Source organism: Rhodococcus sp. AW25M09, from assembly GCF_000333955.1.
Taxonomy (GTDB): Bacteria; Actinomycetota; Actinomycetes; order Mycobacteriales; family Mycobacteriaceae; genus Rhodococcoides.
In genome coordinates this window covers 73,169-92,631 of record NZ_CAPS01000081.1, presented here as the reverse complement: position 1 = coordinate 92,631, position 19,463 = coordinate 73,169, and the positions used below count along the sequence as shown (strand labels likewise).

The following is a 19,463-nucleotide window of genomic DNA, read 5'->3' as shown; positions in this document are numbered from 1 at the left end:
TACTGTCGTGCCTTCCCCCGGGCGAGTGCGTGCGGGTCGGTCGTAGAGCGCAGATTCATCCTTTGGGTGCCCTGCGAATTGGAGGTACAAACCCTGCCGTCTACCATCGGTTGTAGTAGGCGCGTGTTTGTCGGCTCTCGGTAGCAGTGATCCGGGTGGGGTGCGCGTCGGCGTCGAAGGTCGCCGCAAGAGCGAACCCGCGTGCCGGTGGTACGCAAGCAAGTGGCCGAGCGCCAGAGAACGACAGTCGTGCAAGGAGACGCAGTGCGAATTGGGCAGCAGCCGGGCGGACACGGTTTCGCCGGCGGCCCCGGATTCGGAGCAGACGATCAAGGTGAGTCCGTCCAGGGCGCACCAGCGCCGTCCGCCCCGCGCAGAGCGATCGCACTTCTTCTTGCGTATGTCGCGCTGACGAAACCCCGGGTCATCGAGCTTCTTCTGGTGACGACCATTCCCGCGATGTTGCTGGCCGACCGCGGCCACGTGAATCCGTGGTTGATTCTCACCACGCTCTTCGGTGGCATGCTCGCCGCGGCCAGTGCCAACACACTCAACATGGTGGTCGACGCCGATATCGACAAGGTCATGAAGCGGACCGAGAAGCGTCCGCTCGCCCGCGGTGCCATGCCGGTGTCGCACGCGTTGGTGTTCGGTCTCGTGCTCGGTGTGTTCTCGTTCTTCTGGCTGTGGGCAACGACGAACCTGCTCAGCGGCGTGCTCGCCGTCGTGACGATCTGCTTCTACATCTTCGTCTACACCCTCGTTCTCAAACGCCGCACCTCGCAGAACGTGGTGTGGGGTGGAGCTGCCGGATGTATGCCGGTGATGATCGGTTGGTCGGCTGTGACCGGCACGATCGGCTGGCAAGCCCTGGTGATGTTCCTGGTCATCTTCCTGTGGACGCCGCCGCACACCTGGGCGTTGATGCTGCGCTACAAGGAGGACTACCAGGCAGCCAACGTACCGATGCTGCCTGCGGTCGCCTCGGAAACGAAGGTCACCAAGCACATCGTGCTCTACGCCTGGGCAACCGTCGCCGCGACTCTCGCGCTGGCACCCGGCTCGGGCGTCATCTATGCGGTGGTCGCGGTGGCATCGGGAGTCTGGTTCCTGGTCGTGGCTCATCGCCTGTACGCGGGGGTACGAGCCGGCACTCCGGTCAAGCCTCTGAAGTTGTTCATCTTGTCCAACGAGTACCTGGCTCTGGTGTTCTGCGGCCTGGCGGTCGATTCGGTACTCGGCTGGCAGACGCTCGCTCAGATCTTCTCCTGAGCGAGCGTCTGCCGAGAATCCGATCAGGGAACCAGCACGATCGAGCCTGTCGTCTTACGCGATTCCAGGTCGATGTGGGCCTGGGCCGCGTCGTCGAGTGCGTAGCGCGCCCCGACCTCGACCGTGAGTGCACCGCTGGCCATTGCCGCGAACACGTCGCCGGCCCGCCAGTCGAGCTCGGCCCGGTCCCGTATGTGATGTGCGAGCGTGGGTCTGGTCAAGAACAAGGACCCTGCGCCGTTGAGCCGCTGCGGGTCCACGGGCGGCACCGGCCCGCTCGCGGCACCGAACAGCGCCAAGGTCCCTCGAATCCGCAGCGACGCCATGCTGGCCTCGAAGGTGTCGGCACCGACGCCGTCGTAGACCGCGTGCACCCCCGCGCCGTCGGTGAGATCGCGGACCCGTGCGGCGATGTCGTCGTCGTACCGCAGCACATGAGCGGACCCGGCCCGCCTCGACAGTTCGGCCTTCGCGTCGGTGGAGACCGTGGTGATGACGTTGACGCCTTTGGCCACCGCGAGCTGAGTCAGCATCAGACCGACGCCGCCTGCGCCCGCGTGTACCAGCACGGTGTCGCCGCGCTGAGCGGGGTACGTCGATTCGATGAGGTAGTGCGCCGTCATGCCCTGTAGCAGTGCCGAGGCGGCCTGGTCGGCAGGTACGCCCTCGGGGACCGCGATGGCCGACGAGGCGTCGACCAGCACGTACTCGGCATAGCTACCCGGCGCCGCCGCCCAAGCGACGCGATCGCCCGCGGTGAAGTCGGTGACGCCGGATCCGACCTGATCGATCACCCCGGACCCCTCGTCACCGGGAACGTACGGAAGCGTGCGCGGATACGAACCGCGACGGAAGTAAGTGTCGATGTAGTTGATGCCTACGGCGTCGATTCGGACCAGGAGCTGACCCGCTCCGGGGTTCGGTATCGGGAGCTCGACGATATTCATGACCTCGGGGCCACCTGTTGTGTCTATTCGAATGGCGCGCATGGAGACCGTTCTACACGGGAGCGCATCGCTTTGGTTCGAGGATCGGGACATGGCATGTCGGCCATCGAAGTTACCGAGCAGTAACGACTCGACGGGTCGATGCGGGGAGTGTGGACGACCTGGGTATCGTGTCTGTATGGCTACCGAAACCGACAGTGCGGGCACCGAGAAAATAGAGTCCAGCGACATTCCCAAGGGAACTCTGGCGGCGGTGAAGAGCTTCCTGGCCGATCACGGCAATTCCGCGAATGTGGTGATCCAGCCGGTCGGTCGATGCGGAACTAGGTTGACCATGGTCGGTGCCGACGGAGTGCTCGGCGATCAGGTGGTCGCCTCCCACGCTGTGGCCCGCGCGATAGTCGACGGGCTCGACGAGCTGACCGAGGCCGAATGGGACCGTGAGCTGGTCAGCTCCGTCAACCCAGCCCGCGGGCATTACGAGAAGATGGCCGGGTGGGTGGCCCGTCAGAAGAAGTTTCCGAAGGCACGAAATCAGGCAATCGTCTGAGCAGAAAGTTCCCATAATTTCGTTCGATTCAGCGGGAACCATTTCGGTATCCGGTGCGTCGAAGTCAGTGGAGGGGCAGTCGGCCATCTGAGGGGGAGGTCGGCTGCCCCTCCACTCTGTTCGAAGCCGGGCCCGCTCTCACGATCCGACTGCTACCCCTTCGGTGCTTTCGGTCGGTGTGGTCTCAACGGGGCCGCGCGTGCGGCACGATGCCCAGAGTGCTGCAGTCGCGGCGGTGCACGCGCCCGCTCCTGCGACGTGAAAAGCCACGAGCGCAGATGGAACTCCGGTGAAGTACTGCACCAATCCGATCAGAGACTGCGCCAGCACCAGGGCGATCAATACGTGTAGGCGGCGCTTGACCACGCTCGGTGCACCAACTGCGTACAGCGCGAATCCCAGTCCGACCAGTAGTGCCAGGTAGCCCACCAGAAATTGCGCGTGTGCGTGCACGAGCGTCACGATTTCGATGCCGAGGCGCGGTACCGGTTCTTCGATACTCTTGTCGCCGGCGTGGGGACCGGCTCCGGTCACCATCGTCCCGGCGATCAGCACGCCGGTCAGTGCAATTCCGGACAGTCCGGTGAGTGCGCGAAGAGCAGCTGGAACAGTCGGCGTCGACTGCGACGCCGCGTCGCTTTCGCCCACCTTGGCGTACAGCAGGGTGGCCAGCCAGACCATGGCCATCGAGACGACGAGGTGCACCGCTACGGTCCACCAGAGCAATCCCGTCAATACGGTGAATCCGCCGATCACGGCTTGCACGACGGTGCCGAGCGGCATCAGCCACGCGAAGAGCAACACCTCGCGGCGCCGACGTGCGCGGGTGACGGCGATGACGATAGCGGCGGCGGCGAGCACAACGACGAACGTGAGCAGGCGATTTCCGAACTCGACCGCCTGGTGCAGTACCGGAACCTCGGACACGCCGACGGGAGTGAAGCTACCGGGGAAGCACTGCGGCCACGTGGGGCAACCGAGGCCGGAACCGGTCACTCGCACGACGGCTCCGGTGACGGCGATGCCGCCTTGCGTCAGGATCGCGACGAATGCCAGCACCCGCTGCACTCGAAGTGACGGCAGTGGGAAGAGATCGACGACGCGCAAGAACGCTCTGTACAGCACTACACGATGGTAAACGCCGATCAACTACACAGCGTCGTTGGGTGGCGAGCGTCGTTGGGTCGTGCGCTCAGGTGAACTTGAACGTGCGGACTGCGAGAGTGCTGCACACCGCAGCCCACACCAGCAAGACGACCACTCCGAAAACGTCGACGGACGACGCGACGCCTCGGCTCAATGCCTCGCCGAGCGCCCCGGACGGAACGATGCGAGCGACGTTCTGCAGGCCCTGGGGAATTTGATCGTCGACGAACACTGCGCTGCCGATGCCGAGCATCACGAACCAGGCGATGTTGGCCAGTGCCAACACGATCTCCGCGCGTAGGGTGCCGCCGAGCAGCAGTCCCATCGAGGCGAAGGTGACGGTTCCGAGGGCGATGATCACGGCACCGAGCAACAGACCGATTGCGGTCGGGCGCCAACCCAGTGCGACGCCGATCGAGCCGAGCAGAATCGACTGCAAAATCACTACGATCACCACGGCAGCGGATTTGCCGCCGATGATGCCCCACCGGGGCAACGGCGTTGCGCCGAGCCGCTTCAGCGCGCCGTATCGACGGTCGAAGCCGACCGCGATGGCTTGGCCGGTGAATGCCGTCGACATGATGGCCACCATCATCACCGCGGGCACCACCTGAGCCACTCGGTTGTCGCCGAGTGCGCCGAACGGCAGCAGCGTGAGGCCGACCAGCAACGTGATCGGGATGAACATCGTCAACAGCAACTGCTCGCCGTTGCGCAGCAGCAGCTTCAGTTCGAGGCGGGTTTGCGCCGACAGCATTCGTGTTGCCGACGCCGGTTGCGGGCGCGGCGCGAACAGACCTGTCTCGAATCGGTTGTCGGCGAGCCGGGCGTCTCTGCGCACCGTCATTTCCTCAATTCTCTGCCGGTCAGCTCGAGGAACACGTCCTCGAGACGGCGCTGATCCACCTGCAGCTCGGTTGCCAACACGTCCTGCTGGGCACACCAGGACGTAACGACGACCAGAATCTGCGGCTCGATCACACCCGAGACCACGTAAGAACCTGGTGTCGGTTCCGACGGTACATAACCCGGGGGGAGTGCCGCATCGAGCATGGACAGTTCGAGACCCGGGGGAGCGGTGAAGCGTAGCTGGCCTTCGGCACCCTGCTTGGTCAGTTCCGACGGCGAACCGGAGGCCACCACACGGCCGTTGTCGATGATCGTGAGCCGGTCCGCCAACTGCTCGGCCTCGTCCATCAGATGCGTCGTGAGCAGAACGCTCACCCCGTCGCGTCGTAGCGCATCGATCATTTCCCACACCAACAGGCGGGCCTGCGCGTCCAGCCCGGCAGTCGGCTCGTCGAGGAACACCAGCTCGGGCCTCCCCACGATGGCGCAGGCCAGCGCGAGCCGCTGTTGCTGGCCGCCGGAGAGCCGGCGGTACGGGGTGCGGACGGCGGACTTCAGCCCGAGGCAGTCGAGCAGCCACGCCGGATCCAGTGGATCGGCCGAGTACGACGCAACGAGTTGTAGCATTTCGCCGGCCTTGGACCCTGGATACGCACCGCCGCCCTGCAGCATCACGCCGATGCGAGGCCGCAACTGTGCCGACTGGGCGATGGGGTCCAGTCCGAGGATGCGGACCGATCCGCTGTCGGGTTCGACGAATCCTTCACACATCTCCACGGTGGTCGTCTTCCCGGCACCGTTCGGACCCAGCAGTGCGAGGACCTCGCCTCGGCCGATGCTCAGGTTCAGGCCGTCGACGGCAGAGATGTCGTCGTACGACTTGCGTACGTCCGTCAGCTGCACGACAGATTGCGTCGCATTCGACGTCCCGTGGATCACGAGGACTCAGCGTATTCCCCGGCACTGCGGTCGCGTGCCGGTGGTCCGGTGCGGGTGGGCCACGGCATTCGCTTTCGCGTGAGCAGGTACAACACGCCGATGGTCAGGATCGTCATCACTGCGGCCTGCACGATCTGAAACGGCAGGTACTCGCTGCCGTTCGGCATCAGGATGACGCTGACCAGGGACGAGAACGCGATTGCAGGCCGGCGAAACGACGGCGTGGTGGCCCAGGCCGCCAGCGGAATGACCGCCCACAGCAGATACCAGGGTTGGACCACCGGAAAAAGGAGCACGACCGCACCCAGCGCTACGCCGAGTGCCCCGACCGGGTGCAGTCGTCCACGCAGAACGGCGATCAGCATGCGGACGACGATCACGCCTGCAACGACGGCAGCGATCGGTCGAGTGAGACTCAGCACAGCCGTGGTGTGGTCGCCCAGGCCGAGGAGCACGCCTACGAAACCGGTGCCCAGCCCCAGGATCGTGGGGATCGACATCCAACTGCGCACTACGCCTGCGGTACCCAGGGTATTGATCCATCCGAAACCGAGGCCACTGCTCACGCTGACACCGACCTGCACTGCAACGGCGATGGAGCCGAGCAGGACCGCCGCGTAGACAACGGATTTCAGGGTGCCGCCCCATCGCCTCGACAGTGCCATCCCCACGAAGCCGAGAGCAATGAGCGAGGGGATCTTGACGGTAGACGACAGTGCGATCAGTCCGGCTCCACCGAGGAGCAATGCGATGTCGGTCTTGCGCATAGCTCCCGAATGTTCGACGGCCCGCAGCGCAAGCTCGGTGCCTGCGAGCATGAGTCCGATCATCAGGGCTTCGTTGTGGATGCCGGCTACGAGGTGAAACAGCAGCAGCGGGTTCGCGGCTCCGAGCCACAGGGCGGTCACCGAGGCCACGCCGCAGCGTCGTGCCAGACGCGGCAGAGACCAGACGATCAACGCGACGCCCGCCAGTGCCAGGAGGCGATGCAGAAAGATTCCGGCAACGATGTTCTCGCCGGTCAAGTACGTGATTCCGCGGCCCATCCACAGAAACAGCGGGCCGTACGGTGCCGGCGTCTCACGCCAGATGTTGGGAACGGTTCGGGTCAGCACGTTGTCGGCACCGAGTGCCGTCTCCGGACCGACCTCGTAAGGGTCCAGCCCACGAGCGGTGATCTCGCTCTGAGCGAGGTAGGAGTAGACGTCCCGCGAGAACATCGGTGGCGCAACACACAGCGGCAGAATCCACAGCAGCAGCGTGCGGTCCATCTGCGATCGGGTGAGGCGCCGCGGAACGGCTCCGGATCGAGTACGCCCCAGAGCGAACCTGCCGAGCAGCAACCAGGCGAGCACCACGATGACGGTGCCGGTCATCGTCACGGTCAGGGCCGAGGTGGCCATGCGAGAAGGCAGGCTCAGAAGTCGCACGCCGGCGATCGGGTTCTGCAATACCGGCTGCGCTCCCGCACCGAGGGCTCCGATCGCCATCAACAGAGCGCCTGCTGCTCCGAATCGACGGATATTGCGCAGCTGAACCGTTTCGGACCGATCGAGCCCGGGCGCTTCCTGCTCGTCCCCGTGCAGGGTCGCAACACCCCTACCCAGCGGGGTGGAGTCGAGCCCGATCACGCGGCGTGCGGGGGCAACGACATACCGATGAAGGCCGCGTGTGAGTGCAGTCGGTGAGTTGTCGGAAACGAGCCGAGTATCAGCACCACCCGCGAGAGGTGAGCCCTCGGAACTCTGCTCACTGTCTGTCGATGGCACAGTGGGAGCGTAGCCGGGCTGTCGTTCGCATCCCGCACCGTCCTCCTCACTGCACAGCGCCGAGTATCGCGATCGGCATAGGGCACCCTTGGTGGACCAGGCAAAACAATTCCGTCACACTGGTGTTGTGAAAACAACCGAGAGCACGTTCGCGCGTCCGGGAAGTGTCGAATCCTCGGCCGCCGGCGCTAGCGCGCCGTCGGTCCGTCAGTCTCCGCTGCCCGAGGGGCAGACGAGGGGCGCGGTGGTCACCCTGCTGCTGGAAGAAGGTCCGATCACGGCTTCCGATATCGGGACTCGGCTGGGGTTGAGCGCAGCGGGCGTCCGCCGTCACCTCGACGCGCTCATCGATGCGAGCGAGGCTCGCATCACCACCCCTGCCGGCGCGCGGCAACGAGGCCGGGGTCGACCGGCCAAGTATTTCCAGCTCACCGCTGCGGGGCGTAACCGTCTCGGTCACACCTACGACGATCTTGCCGGTGCCGCCATGCGGCAACTCCGCAAGATCGGCGGGGACGCTGCCATCGAGACGTTCGCTCGCCAACGCGTGAACACCATCGTGGCAGATGTAGAACCAGCAGCCGGGTCCGATGCACATGCTGTGGAAGACGCAGCGGAGCGCATAGCGGACGCCTTCAGCGCTGCCGGGTTCTCGGCTACCACTCGCCAGGTGGGCAACGGTGTCCAGATCTGCCAGCACCACTGCCCGGTATCGCACGTCGCTTCGGAGTTTCCGGAGCTGTGCGAGGCAGAACAGACCGCGTTCGCCGAGATCCTCGGCACGCACGTACAGCGACTCGCGACCATCGCCAACGGAAATTGCGCGTGCACCACGCATGTGCCGTTGACGGTGTCACGGTTCGCGCAGGATCGACCCGATACCGATAGTCCCGACAAGAAAACTTCCGACACGCAGCCCCGTGTCGGAGAACGCCCACGCCTCCGGAAGGAGCCCGCATGACCGTCACACCAGACCAGGTGACACCCACCGCGCCGCTGACCCAGGACGAGACCATCGCCTCGCTCGGCTCGTACGGATACGGCTGGGCCGACTCGGACGTAGCCGGTGAAAGCGCCAAGCGCGGTCTCTCCGAGGCCGTCGTCCGGGACATCTCGCAGAAGAAGAGTGAGCCCGAGTGGATGCTCGAGGCGCGCCTCAAGGCGCTCAAGACCTTCGAGCGCAAGCCGATGCCGAACTGGGGTTCCAACCTCGACGGTATCGACTTCGACAACATCAAGTACTTCGTTCGTTCCAGCGAGAAGCAGGCTGCGACGTGGGAGGACCTGCCGGAGGACATCAAGAACACGTACGACAAGCTCGGTATCCCCGAGGCGGAGAAGCAGCGCCTCGTCTCCGGTGTCGCCGCGCAGTACGAGTCCGAGGTCGTCTACCACTCGATCCGTGAGGATCTCGAGGCCCAGGGTGTGTTGTTCCTCGATACCGACACCGCGCTCAAGGAGCAGCCGGAGCTGTTCCGCGAGTACTTCGGAACCGTCATCCCCGCCGGCGACAACAAGTTCTCCGCGCTGAACACCGCGGTGTGGTCGGGTGGATCGTTCATCTACATCCCGCCGGGCGTCCACGTCGACATCCCGCTGCAGGCCTACTTCCGGATCAACACCGAGAACATGGGTCAGTTCGAGCGCACGCTGATCATCGTCGACGAAGGTGCGTACGTGCACTACGTCGAGGGCTGCACCGCACCGATCTACAAGTCGGATTCGCTGCACTCCGCCGTGGTCGAGATCATCGTCAAGAAGGGTGGTCGCTGCCGCTACACGACCATTCAGAACTGGTCGAACAACGTCTACAACCTGGTGACCAAGCGCGCCAAGGCCGAAGCAGGCGCCACCATGGAGTGGGTCGACGGCAACATCGGCTCCAAGGTCACCATGAAGTACCCGGCCGTGTGGATGACCGGCGAATACGCAAAGGGCGAGGTTCTCTCGGTCGCGTTCGCCGGCCCGGACCAGCACCAGGACACCGGCTCGAAGATGCTGCACCTGGCACCACACACGTCCTCGAACATCGTCAGCAAGTCGGTCGCTCGTGGCGGCGGACGCACGTCCTACCGCGGTCTGATCCAGATCAACAAGGGCGCGCACGGTTCGCGCTCGACGGTCAAGTGCGACGCGTTGCTCGTCGACACGATCAGTCGTTCGGACACCTACCCGTACGTCGACATCCGTGAGGACGACGTGTCCATGGGACACGAGGCCACCGTCTCGAAGGTCAGCGACGATCAGTTGTTCTATCTGATGAGCCGCGGTATGACCGAGGACGAGGCGATGGCAATGGTGGTGCGCGGATTCGTCGAGCCGATCGCCCGCGAATTGCCGATGGAATACGCGCTCGAGCTCAACCGGCTCATCGAGCTGCAGATGGAAGGGTCGGTCGGATAAGTGAACAACCCCCTCACCGGAGTCATGGGTGCCGTCGCATCCGAAAACCCGACATCCGAGAACGCCGAGTCGGCCAAGGAAGACAAGTCGAAGCTCGTCGAGAACAAGGGTGCGCAGTTCACGTCCTACGACGTCGATGCGTTCGAGATCCCGTCCGGTCGTGACGAGCTCTGGCGTTTCACGCCGCTGCGTCGTCTGCGCGGCTTGCACGACGGTTCCGCTGTTGCCGACGGGGCCGCGCAGGTCACCGTCGGCGCACCGGACTCGGTGGTCGTGGAGACCGTCGGGCGCGGAGACGAGCGCCTCGGCAAGGCCGGAGTTCCGGCCGATCGCATTGCCGCTCAGGCATTCTCGGCTTTCTCCGAGGCGACGGTCGTCACCGTGCCCAACGAGGTCGAGGTGGCCGATCCCATCGAGATCACGATCGATGGGCCGGGCGTGGACCGGATCGCGTACGGACACGTGCAGATCGAGCTCGGCACCTTCGCGCGTGCGACCGTCGTGATCGATCAGCGCGGTAGTGGCACGTACGCCGAGAACATCGAGTTCGTTCTCGGGGACAGCTCGCAGCTGCAGGTGGTTCTGATCCAGGATTGGCAGTCCGACGCCGTGCACGTGGCTGCGCATCACGCGCTGCTCGGTCGCGATTCCGTGTTGCGGCACTACAACATCAGCCTCGGCGGCGATCTGGTGCGCATCAGCCCGACCGTGCGCTACAGCGCACCGGGCGGCGACGCGAACCTGCTCGGCGTGTATTTCGCCGACGCCGGCCAGCACCTCGAGCAGCGTCTACTGGTCGATCATTCGGCTCCGCACTGCAAGTCCAATGTGATGTACAAGGGCGCGCTGCAGGGAGAAACCGGACCCGGCACCGTCGATGCGCACACCGTGTGGATCGGAGATGTTCTGATTCGAGCCGAGGCCGAGGGCACCGAGACGTACGAGTTGAACCGAAACCTGGTGCTCACCGACGGCGCTCGCGCCGACTCGGTGCCGAACCTGGAAATCGAAACCGGCGAGATCGTCGGAGCTGGGCACGCCAGTGCGACGGGTCGTTTCGACGACGAGCAGCTGTTCTACCTGCGTGCTCGCGGCATCTCGGAGGAGGTTGCCCGGCGACTGGTCGTCCGCGGCTTCTTCCACGAAATCATCGACAAGATTCCGGTCCCCGCTGTACGCGAGCGTCTCGACGCCGCTATCGAGACCGAACTCGCCGTCGTCGGCGCGTAGGTCCACCCGAACCTTTCTCGACTGCACAAAGGAACTTTGATGTCCACACTCGAAATCCGCGACCTGCACGTCAGCGTCGCCAACACCGACTCGTCCGCCGAGCCGATCAACATCCTCAAGGGTGTCGATCTGACCGTGAAGTCCGGCGAGACGCACGCGATCATGGGGCCCAACGGTTCCGGCAAGTCCACCTTGTCGTACGCCATTGCAGGCCATCCGAAATACACCGTCACCTCCGGCACCATCACCCTCGATGGCGAAGACGTTCTCGCGATGAGCGTCGACGAGCGCGCCCGCGCCGGCCTGTTCCTGGCGATGCAGTACCCGGTGGAGGTGCCCGGTGTTTCGATGTCGAACTTCCTGCGCACCGCCGCCACCGCAGTGCGCGGCGAAGCTCCCAAGCTGCGGCACTGGGTCAAGGAAGCCAAGACCGCCATGAGCGAACTGGAGATCGAGGCCAACTTCCTCGAGCGCAACGTCAACGAAGGTTTCTCCGGTGGCGAGAAGAAGCGTCACGAGATCCTGCAGCTGGGGCTGCTCAAGCCCAAGATTGCGATTTTGGACGAGACCGATTCCGGTCTCGACGTCGACGCACTGCGCGTGGTCTCCGAGGGCGTCAACAAGTACAAGGAGCGCCAGGACGGCGGAGTGCTGCTGATCACGCACTACACCCGCATCCTGCGCTACATCAAGCCTGATTTCGTGCACGTGTTCGTCAACGGCGAGATCGTGAAGTCCGGTGGAGCAGAGCTGGCCGACGAGCTCGAGGCCAACGGTTACACCGGCTACGCGCAGGCCGCGACCACCGGAGCATGAGTATGGCTGCACCGGCAGCTGTGGCGGTGGCGGCGTCGTTCGACGTCGCCACAGTTCGCCGCGATTTCCCCATTCTTTCGCGCACCGTCCGCGACGGAAAGCCGTTGGTGTACCTGGACTCCGGTGCAACCTCGCAGCGGCCCGTGCAGGTTCTCGACGCCGAGCGCGAGTTTCTGACCACCTGCAACGCTGCTGTACATCGCGGCGCGCATCAGTTGGCCGAGGAAGCAACCGACGCCTACGAGGGTGCTCGCGGTGCCATCGCGTCGTTCGTCGGGGCCGACGTCGACGAGATCGTGTTCACCAAGAATGCGACCGAGTCGCTCAACCTCGTCACCCACGTTCTGGCCGATGATCGATTCGACCGGCACGTCGGTCCCGGGGACGAGATCGTCGTCACCGAACTCGAACATCACGCCAATCTCGTGCCGTGGCAGGAACTTGCCGCGCGTACCGGTGCGACACTGCGCTGGTACGGAGTGACCGACGACGGTCGAATCGATCTCGATTCCCTCGAATTGTCCACTGCGGTCAAGGTTGTCGCGTTCACCCACCAGTCCAACGTGACCGGCGCGGTAGCTCCGGTGGAGGAATTGGTGCAGCGTGCGCGGTCGGTGGGCGCGTTGGTCGTGCTCGATGCATGCCAGTCGGTGCCGCATATGAAGGTCGATTTTCGCGCGCTGGACGTCGACTTCGCCGCGTTCTCCGGCCACAAGATGCTCGGTCCCTCCGGGGTCGGAGTGCTGTACGGCAAGGCCGCACTGCTCGACGCGATGCCCCCGTTCATCACCGGTGGGTCGATGATCGAGACCGTCACGATGGAGAAGACGACCTTCGCCGCGCCTCCGCAACGCTTCGAGGCCGGGGTACCGATGACCTCACAGGTCATCGGTCTCGGTGCCGCTGTCCGGTATCTGGAAAACATCGGTATCGACGTCATCGCAGCTCACGAGAAGTCATTGGTTGCCGCCACTCTTGCCGAGTTCGCGCAGATCGACGGCGTCCGCGTGATCGGTCCTACCGAGAATGTCGAGCGAGGTTCGGCCGTGTCGTTCGTGGTGGAGGGCATTCACGCCCACGATCTCGGACAGATCCTGGACGACGAAGGGGTGGCCATTCGCGTCGGACATCACTGCGCGTGGCCGTTGCACCGCCGTTTCGGCGTTGCCGCGACCGCGCGGGCATCCTTTGCGCTGTACAACACAATCGAGGAAGTACAGGTTCTGGCACAGGCGATTCGCCGCGCACAGTCGTTCTTCGGAACCACCGACCATGGCGGGGGAGGGCAGCTGTAGATGCGGATGGAACAGATGTACCAGGAAGTGATTCTCGATCACTACAAGCACCCGCACGGGCGCGGACTGCGCGAGCCCTTCGGCGCGGAGGTACACCACGTCAACCCCACCTGCGGCGACGAGGTTACGCTGCGCGTGCAGGTCGAAGACGGCACCGTCGCAGACGTGTCGTACGACGGTCAAGGCTGCTCGATCAGTCAGGCAGCGACGTCCGTTCTCACCGATCAGGTCGTGGGCCTGTCCGTCCCCGACGCGCTGAAGACTGTCGACGCGTTCAGCGAGATGGTCGGTAGCAGAGGTACCGTCGACGGTGACGAGGACGTCATCGGTGACGGGATCGCGTTCGCCGGTGTGGCCAAGTACCCGGCCCGCGTGAAATGCGCGTTGCTGGGGTGGATGGCTTTCAAGGACGCGGTTGTTCAAGCAATGGACGCAGATTCGACAGCTACGACGGGCGGGACCGCCCAGTCGGCACTTTCCGGAGGACAGCAATCATGACCGAAGCAACAGAGACGACTCCAGCCGTGACCACGACTCCGGTGGAACTGACCGCCGATGAGATCAAGGTGCTCGAGGACCTCGAAGAAGCGATGCGCGACGTCGTCGATCCCGAGCTCGGAATCAACGTGGTCGATCTCGGTCTGGTGTACGACATCAAGATCGATGCCGACGACATCGTCACGGTGGATATGACGCTCACCTCGGCGGCGTGCCCGCTGACCGATGTCATCGAGGATCAGGCCCGCGGTGCGCTCGTGCGCAGCGGACTGGCCGCCGACCTGAAGATCAACTGGGTCTGGATGCCGCCGTGGGGTCCGGACAAGATCACCGACGACGGCCGCGAGCAGCTCAGGGCACTCGGCTTCACCGTCTGACGGACGGGCCGGTCGGCCTCGTCACGCGCCCTGTGCTTCGGCGTTCTTTGCGTCGTCGGATTTGGCGGCGGTCGCCTTCTTTGCCGTGGACTTCTTGGCGGGAGCCTTCTTCGGAGCCGACTTTTTCGAAGCCGCCTTCTGTGCGGTTGCCTTCTCGGCCGGAGCTGATTTCGTAGCCTGTGATGAGCCCGATTTCGTATTCTTACCGGCCGCCTCGACGCTGCGCTGCAATGCGGCCACCAGATCGACCACCTCGGCGTCCTCGCCGTCGTCGTCTTTTTCCGCCTCGGTGCGGACGACTTTCTCGCCACCGTTGGCGAGTGTTTCGTCGATGAGCTTGCGCAGTTCGATCTGGTAGTCGTCGGTGTACTCGGTGGGATCGAATTCCGAGGACATGCTTTCCACCAGCGACGTGGCCATCTTCACTTCCTGTGGCCGCGAAGACGGCGCATCCTCGAGCGAAGGGAACTCGGCGGCCCTGACTTCGTCCGGCCACAGCAGCGTCTGGATCACCAGCACGTCGTCGCGCACTCGCAGCGCAGCCAGCCGGGTTTTCTGGCGCAAGGTGAAGTGCACGAGGGCAGTTCGTTCGGTTTCTTCGAGAGTCTCCCGTAGCAGGACGTATGCCTTGGGCGACGCGGAATCCGGCTCGAGAAAGTAGCTCTTGTCGTACAGAATCGGATCGATCTGCTCGGTCGGCACGAATTCGAGAACCGGGATCTCGTGCTTCTCAGCGGCCGGAAGTTTGTCGAAATCGTCGTCGGTGAGAATCACGCGTTCGCCGTCGGGGGAGTCGTAGGCCTTGTCGATATCGGCGAACTGGACCGACTTGCCGCACTCCTGGCAGATGCGGTCGTATTTGATGCGACCGCCGTCCTTCGCGTGCACCTGGTGGAACCGAATGTCGTGTTGTTCGGTGGCCGAGTAGACCTTCACCGGAACATTGACCAGTCCGAAGGCGATCGAGCCCTTCCAAATACTGCGCATGTGTCCATGATCGCCGACCGGAAGCCCGTGTGTCGACCGTTGGGACGGAAAAGTCAGCCGCGGTGAAGTGGGCGCGCTACCGTGCGCGCTATTGCGATTCTGGCCGAGGCAGGCAGCGTGGGAAACATCTTCAGCATCGCGGTCATCGTGCCCACGGCGTCGTCGTGCCCGGAGAGATACGAACGCTGCAGTTCGACCGGAAGTGAGAAGAAGCTGGCGAAGAACTGCGGAACCATCTCCGGCTGGAGACTCAGGGCGGTACGGAGGCCGAGGTTGCGGAGCTTCTGGACCGTCCAGATGTGCACCGGACGGCTGCGTCGCGACCGGCCGCCACCGCGAAATCGCTCCACCAGGTGATCGGCCGAGGCCAGCGATGCCGCCACGCTGTACCCCGTGGCCGGATGCATCAGATTCGACCGCGATCCGAAGAGCACCGGGCCGCCTCGTCCGGTGTGCAATTGCGACCGAGGCGGCGGTTCCACCGAAAAACGTACCCGCTCGACATCCTCGTTGCCGGTAGGTTCCAAGTTGCGGTGGGAGAGTCGATGATGCAATCGCGTCCGGAGAACTCCGAGATCGAGAGCCGGTCGGCCCACCAAGCAGGTCTCTTCGAGCAATACCCGATCGGCGTCGAGCGCGACGGCGTACAGAAAGCTGGGAACGTCACCCGGCATCGCTCCGTTGTCGGTGCGCCAATCCATGAACCAGGCGTCCGAGCCCTCCAGGATCGGTTCGGCGCGCTGACGTTCGACGACGATGCCGTACGCGGTCTGCTGCGCAAGGTCGCGAGAATCGAGCGTCCCTCGGGCGTCGACGACGTGACGCGCATCGACGATCGTCCCGTCGGAGGTCGTCACGCGAGAACCGGTGACGTCGATGGCCGTCCCCGCCAACACGCGCACTCGGTCCAGCGCCAGGGCCGTCTGCAGCGCGAGTGTGTCCAATACGCAGTACGTGCGATCGATGATCCTATGGTGATCGGTCCATACGGCAGGCTTCGGCGCGATAGAGGCCACAGCAGTCTCGGGCAACCAGGACGGCAGCTCGTCGGCCCAGGCCGAGTACGTCGGCGTCCACGTACGCAACGGGTGTGGATCGAGGGCCACCACCTCGAGTCCTGCTGCAGCACATCGGTGCGCGAGGGCCCTTCCCGCTGGACCCAGTCCGACCACCGCCACGTCGGCGGAGAATGTGCTCACATTCCGCCGGTGGCGAGCAAACCACCGTCCACACGCACGGTCTCGCCGGTGATCCACGACGACGAATCCGACACCAGGAAGGCGACCAGTGCTGCCACGTCTTCGGGGGTTCCGAGGCGCTTCATGGGATAACCGGCCGCCGCTGCTTCTTCTCCGTTGGCGACCAGAGCCTCGGCAAACTTGGTCTTCACCACGCCCGGGGCCACGGCGTTGACGCGAATCTTCGGACCCAGTTGCCAGGCCAGTTCCTCGGTGAGACGGATCAGGGCGGCCTTGGATGCGCCGTACGCCGCGATGACGCCGGTGGAACGAATGCCTGCCACACTCGCGACATTCACGATTGCGCCGCCGTGCTCGCCCATCCACGCGTGAAATGCCTGCTGGACGAACCCGAGGGTGCCGACGACATTGGTGTCGAAGATCTTGCTCACCCCATCCAGGTCGGCGTCCATCAGTGAGCCGTAGACGGGGTTGATGCCGGTGTTGTTCACGAGGATGTCCAGTGAACCGAATGTCTCGACGGTCTTCGCCACCGCGGTGCGTCGGTGCTCCGGGTCGCCTGCGTTGCCGTCCAGTGCGAGGACGGAGTCGCCCAGTTCTGCGGCGGCAGCCACGAGGGGTTCGCGCTTGCGTGCGGTGATCGCGACGTTTGCGCCTCGGGCCAGAAGCTCTGCGGCGATCGCCCTGCCGATACCCCGGCTGCCGCCGGTGACGAGGGCGGTGCGTCCGGTGAGATCGAGGGGCGCCGTGCTGCGCGGGGTGACTGTTTCGGAAGCGTCGGTCATCGATCAGACGTTACCGGTGTCACCGTCGTTCCTGGGGTAAGGCACGTCGATTCTGAGCTAAAATGGAGGTTTGCTGTGTCGGCCTTCGACGCACCTGTGTTCGCTCGTCGCTCGACGGGCAACGGTTTTGTTCGGCAATCGCTAGGAGCTCACGCGTGATCACCGCCACCGACCTGGAAGTTCGTGCCGGTGTGCGGACCCTTCTGTCCACCGAGGGGCCCGCGCTCCGTGTACAGGCAGGCGACCGCATCGGGCTGGTGGGTCGCAACGGTGCGGGCAAGACCACTACCCTCCGGATTCTGGCCGGCGAAGGTGAGCCGTACGCGGGGGAGGTCGTGCGTACCGGAGACCTCGGTTATCTCCCGCAGGATCCCAAAGAGGGCGATCTCGACGTACTGGCCAAGGACCGAGTGCTCTCGGCCCGAGGTCTCGACACTCTGCTGCACAAGATGGAGAAGCAGCAGGCGCTGATGGCCGAGGTGGCCGACGAGGCACTGCTCGACAAGGCCGTCCGCAAGTACGGCGAACTCGAGGAGCGTTTCGCGTCCCTCGGCGGCTACGAAGCCGAGAGCGAAGCGGCCCGCATCTGCAACAGCCTCGGCTTGGCCGACCGCATCCTCGGTCAACCGCTGCGGACCCTGTCCGGTGGTCAGCGTCGACGCGTCGAACTGGCTCGAATTCTGTTCGCCGCGTCCGACGGCAGTGGCGGACGCTCGAACACCACATTGCTGCTCGACGAGCCCACCAACCACCTCGACGCCGATTCCATCACCTGGTTGCGCAGTTTCCTACAGAACCACGAGGGGGGACTCATCGTCATCAGTCACGATGTCGAACTGCTCGGTGATGTCGTGAACCGCGTCTGGTTCCTCGACGCCGTGCGCGGTGAGGCCGACATCTACAACATGAACTGGAAGAAGTACCTCGACGCCCGTGCCACGGACGAGCAGCGACGACGCCGCGAGCGTGCGAACGCGGAGAAGAAGGCCGGTGCGCTGCGCGTCCAGGCCGCCAAGATGGGGGCCAAGGCAACAAAAGCCGTTGCGGCACAGAACATGGCGAAGCGAGCAGACAAGCTGATGGCCAATCTCGATGCGGAGCGCGTGTCCGACAAGGTTGCGCACATTCGTTTTCCCGAGCCGGCTCCGTGCGGCAAGACACCACTGATGGCAAAGAACCTGACCAAGATGTACGGATCGCTGGAGATCTTCGCGGGCGTCGATCTGGCCATCGACCGCGGAAGTCGAGTGGTCGTGCTCGGTCTCAACGGCGCTGGCAAGACGACGCTGCTCCGGATCCTCGCCGGCACCGAGAAGGCCGACACGGGCGAGATCGAACCCGGCCACGGCATGCGCGTGGGCTACTTCGCGCAGGAGCACGACACCCTCGACGACCTCGCGTCGGTATGGGAGAACATCCGGCACGCAGCACCCGACACCGGTGAACAGGAACTGCGGTCACTACTCGGTGCCTTCATGTTCACCGGCCCGCAGCTCGAGCAGCCGGCTGGGACGCTGTCCGGCGGTGAGAAGACTCGACTGGCGCTGGCCGGGTTGGTGTCCTCGGCCGCGAACGTGTTGTTGCTGGACGAGCCGACCAACAACCTGGATCCGATCTCACGTGAACAGGTTCTCGACGCCCTCCGCAGCTACAAGGGCGCCGTTGTTCTCGTCACGCACGATCCCGGTGCCGCCGAGGCGCTGTCGCCGGAACGAGTGATTCTGCTTCCCGACGGCACCGAGGATCATTGGTCCCAGGAGTACCTGGAACTGATCCAGCTGGCCTGACGGATCACTCTCGCCGGCGGACCGATTCTTCGACCAGATCGAGAATGGCCGCCAGATTCGATCCACCCTGTCCGGACGCGATGCGGGCCACCAGTCCGTCGAGGACGAGATCCAGATAGTCGGCCAGGACGTCGTTGGGTACGTCGTCACGCAGTTTTCCGGCCGTCTTCTGGCGCTCCAGTCGGCCGAGGGTCGCGTCGGTCAGCTCGGCCGACCGCTCGGCCCAGCCGGTCCGGAAATCGGCGTCGGTTCGTAATCGACGGGTGATCTCCAGCCGGGTACCGAGCCACTCGAATTGCTCGGGTTGTGCCAGCATGTCTCGCATCACCTGGACCAGGCCCTGGGACGCAGCAACCTCTGCCATGCGACGGGCGTCTTCCTCTGCCAGCGCAAGGAAGAGACCGTCTTTGTCCTTGAAGTGGTGGAAAATCGCTCCGCGCGACAGGCCGGTGGCCTCTTCGAGACGTCGCACCGTCGCGCCTTCGTAGCCGAACTCGCCGAAACATTTGCGGGCACCATCGAGAATTTCGCTCCGGCGGGCGGCCAGGTGGTCTTCGCTGACCTTGGGCACGTGTCGATTCCTACTTTCGGTGGAAGGCCCCGACCGATACGGC

General features: G+C 64.4%; 19 protein-coding genes. 10 read left to right on the top strand and 9 right to left on the bottom strand.

Features of this window, described 5'->3' with window-relative positions:
- Window positions 1-264: 264 nt before the first annotated feature.
- On the top strand, window positions 265-1,272 hold the full coding sequence (locus RHODMAR_RS16420) for a heme o synthase (RefSeq protein ID WP_008716519.1): 1,008 nt from the start codon (window positions 265-267) through the stop codon (window positions 1,270-1,272).
- 23 nt (window positions 1,273-1,295) lie between these two features.
- On the opposite strand, the gene RHODMAR_RS16415 is transcribed toward RHODMAR_RS16420, so the two are convergent.
- The gene (locus RHODMAR_RS16415; protein ID WP_008716518.1) at window positions 1,296-2,261 is read right to left on the bottom strand and encodes a quinone oxidoreductase family protein; all 966 of its coding nucleotides are present in this window, start codon (window positions 2,259-2,261) and stop codon (window positions 1,296-1,298) included.
- Window positions 2,262-2,397: 136 nt separating this feature from the next.
- Between RHODMAR_RS16415 and RHODMAR_RS16410 the strand changes: the two genes are divergently transcribed.
- Window positions 2,398-2,769 (top strand): hypothetical protein, encoded by a 372-nt coding sequence (locus RHODMAR_RS16410; protein ID WP_008716516.1) that lies wholly within the window; start codon window positions 2,398-2,400, stop codon window positions 2,767-2,769.
- Between the two features lie 138 nt (window positions 2,770-2,907).
- Here the strand turns inward: RHODMAR_RS16410 and RHODMAR_RS16405 are convergent, their stop codons facing one another.
- The 4 genes from RHODMAR_RS16405 to mptB form a co-directional block, all read right to left on the bottom strand.
- Complete coding sequence (locus tag RHODMAR_RS16405; protein WP_008716514.1) at window positions 2,908-3,894, bottom strand: COX15/CtaA family protein; 987 nt, start codon at window positions 3,892-3,894, stop codon at window positions 2,908-2,910.
- 67 nt (window positions 3,895-3,961) lie between these two features.
- Window positions 3,962-4,762, bottom strand: a complete 801-nt coding sequence (locus tag RHODMAR_RS16400; protein WP_042939559.1) for an ABC transporter permease — start codon at window positions 4,760-4,762, stop codon at window positions 3,962-3,964.
- Window positions 4,759-5,667, bottom strand: a complete 909-nt coding sequence (locus RHODMAR_RS16395; protein WP_008716508.1) for an ABC transporter ATP-binding protein — start codon at window positions 5,665-5,667, stop codon at window positions 4,759-4,761. Before RHODMAR_RS16395 ends, RHODMAR_RS16400 begins: the two co-directional genes overlap by 4 nt.
- Before the next feature lie 32 nt (window positions 5,668-5,699).
- Window positions 5,700-7,334, bottom strand: coding sequence for a polyprenol phosphomannose-dependent alpha 1,6 mannosyltransferase MptB (gene mptB / locus RHODMAR_RS16390; protein ID WP_008716506.1), 1,635 nt, complete (start codon window positions 7,332-7,334; stop codon window positions 5,700-5,702).
- 355 nt (window positions 7,335-7,689) lie between these two features.
- Here mptB and RHODMAR_RS16385 point away from each other — a divergent pair, with 355 nt between their 5' ends.
- The 7 genes from RHODMAR_RS16385 to RHODMAR_RS16355 are packed head-to-tail and all read left to right on the top strand — an operon-like array spanning window position 7,690 to window position 14,091.
- Window positions 7,690-8,433 (top strand): helix-turn-helix transcriptional regulator, encoded by a 744-nt coding sequence (locus tag RHODMAR_RS16385; RefSeq protein ID WP_442970060.1) that lies wholly within the window; start codon window positions 7,690-7,692, stop codon window positions 8,431-8,433.
- Window positions 8,430-9,875 carry a Fe-S cluster assembly protein SufB gene (sufB, locus tag RHODMAR_RS16380; RefSeq protein WP_008716501.1) on the top strand — a complete coding sequence of 482 codons (1,446 nt, stop codon included), beginning with the start codon at window positions 8,430-8,432 and terminating at the stop codon, window positions 9,873-9,875. Before RHODMAR_RS16385 ends, sufB begins: the two co-directional genes overlap by 4 nt.
- A gap of 24 nt (window positions 9,876-9,899) precedes the next feature.
- A complete protein-coding gene (gene sufD / locus RHODMAR_RS16375) occupies window positions 9,900-11,105 on the top strand; it encodes a Fe-S cluster assembly protein SufD (protein WP_086000267.1) in 1,206 nt (401 codons plus the stop codon).
- 39 nt (window positions 11,106-11,144) lie between these two features.
- Window positions 11,145-11,921 carry a Fe-S cluster assembly ATPase SufC gene (sufC, locus tag RHODMAR_RS16370; protein WP_008716496.1) on the top strand — a complete coding sequence of 259 codons (777 nt, stop codon included), beginning with the start codon at window positions 11,145-11,147 and terminating at the stop codon, window positions 11,919-11,921.
- Between the two features lie 2 nt (window positions 11,922-11,923).
- Window positions 11,924-13,216 (top strand): cysteine desulfurase, encoded by a 1,293-nt coding sequence (locus tag RHODMAR_RS16365; protein ID WP_008716495.1) that lies wholly within the window; start codon window positions 11,924-11,926, stop codon window positions 13,214-13,216.
- The gene (sufU, locus tag RHODMAR_RS16360; protein WP_008716493.1) at window positions 13,217-13,714 is read left to right on the top strand and encodes a Fe-S cluster assembly sulfur transfer protein SufU; all 498 of its coding nucleotides are present in this window, start codon (window positions 13,217-13,219) and stop codon (window positions 13,712-13,714) included. It abuts the gene before it with no gap.
- Window positions 13,711-14,091, top strand: coding sequence for a metal-sulfur cluster assembly factor (locus tag RHODMAR_RS16355; protein WP_008716491.1), 381 nt, complete (start codon window positions 13,711-13,713; stop codon window positions 14,089-14,091). The genes sufU and RHODMAR_RS16355 overlap by 4 nt, the downstream gene beginning before the upstream one ends.
- A 21-nt stretch (window positions 14,092-14,112) precedes the next feature.
- Here RHODMAR_RS16355 and ku read toward each other — a convergent pair whose 3' ends face one another.
- The 3 genes from ku to RHODMAR_RS16340 are packed head-to-tail and all read right to left on the bottom strand — an operon-like array spanning window position 14,113 to window position 17,062.
- Window positions 14,113-15,078, bottom strand: coding sequence for a non-homologous end joining protein Ku (ku, locus tag RHODMAR_RS16350; RefSeq protein WP_008716490.1), 966 nt, complete (start codon window positions 15,076-15,078; stop codon window positions 14,113-14,115).
- Between the two features lie 53 nt (window positions 15,079-15,131).
- Window positions 15,132-16,277, bottom strand: a complete 1,146-nt coding sequence (locus RHODMAR_RS16345; protein WP_008716488.1) for a lycopene cyclase family protein — start codon at window positions 16,275-16,277, stop codon at window positions 15,132-15,134.
- Window positions 16,274-17,062, bottom strand: coding sequence for an SDR family oxidoreductase (locus tag RHODMAR_RS16340; RefSeq protein WP_008716486.1), 789 nt, complete (start codon window positions 17,060-17,062; stop codon window positions 16,274-16,276). Before RHODMAR_RS16340 ends, RHODMAR_RS16345 begins: the two co-directional genes overlap by 4 nt.
- Before the next feature lie 155 nt (window positions 17,063-17,217).
- Between RHODMAR_RS16340 and RHODMAR_RS16335 the strand changes: the two genes are divergently transcribed.
- Window positions 17,218-18,849 (top strand): ABC-F family ATP-binding cassette domain-containing protein, encoded by a 1,632-nt coding sequence (locus RHODMAR_RS16335; protein ID WP_008716484.1) that lies wholly within the window; start codon window positions 17,218-17,220, stop codon window positions 18,847-18,849.
- 4 nt (window positions 18,850-18,853) lie between these two features.
- Here RHODMAR_RS16335 and RHODMAR_RS16330 read toward each other — a convergent pair whose 3' ends face one another.
- Window positions 18,854-19,420, bottom strand: a complete 567-nt coding sequence (locus RHODMAR_RS16330; protein WP_008716482.1) for a TetR/AcrR family transcriptional regulator — start codon at window positions 19,418-19,420, stop codon at window positions 18,854-18,856.
- Window positions 19,421-19,463: the final 43 nt, after the last annotated feature.